General features: G+C 31.8%; 1 protein-coding gene. It reads right to left on the bottom strand.

The window, feature by feature from the left end:
- A partial coding sequence (locus tag LG649_RS16060) for a FecR family protein (protein WP_226544827.1) occupies positions 1 to 296 on the bottom strand: 296 nt, incomplete at both ends.

Here is a 296-nt window from a genome sequence, read left to right as displayed (position 1 = left end):
AAATTGTGTACCCAAAACCTGTATAGAACCCGCTTTTGTATTTACGGTAAATTTTTCGCCTTTTGTTACTTTAAAAAAGGCTTCGCCTTGTAATTTTAAGTTTCTATTGGTTTCCCATTCTTTTTTACTGAATGATAATTTTGATTGCGCGTTTAAGATAACTTCAGATTCATCTGGCAACTTAAAAGTTTCGGTTTGTGCTATTTGAGTTTCAAAAGACTTTGTATTGTTAAAAAACAAAAAATAAGACGATGTTAGCAACACAACTAAAACCGCTGCTACCTTCATAAACGATT

The sequence above is a fragment of the Neotamlana laminarinivorans genome (genome assembly GCF_020523925.1).
In the GTDB taxonomy this organism is placed as follows: Bacteria; Bacteroidota; Bacteroidia; order Flavobacteriales; family Flavobacteriaceae; genus Neotamlana; species Neotamlana laminarinivorans.
Note: the sequence above shows the minus strand (reverse complement) of the source record. Positions and strands in the feature narration are given on the sequence as shown.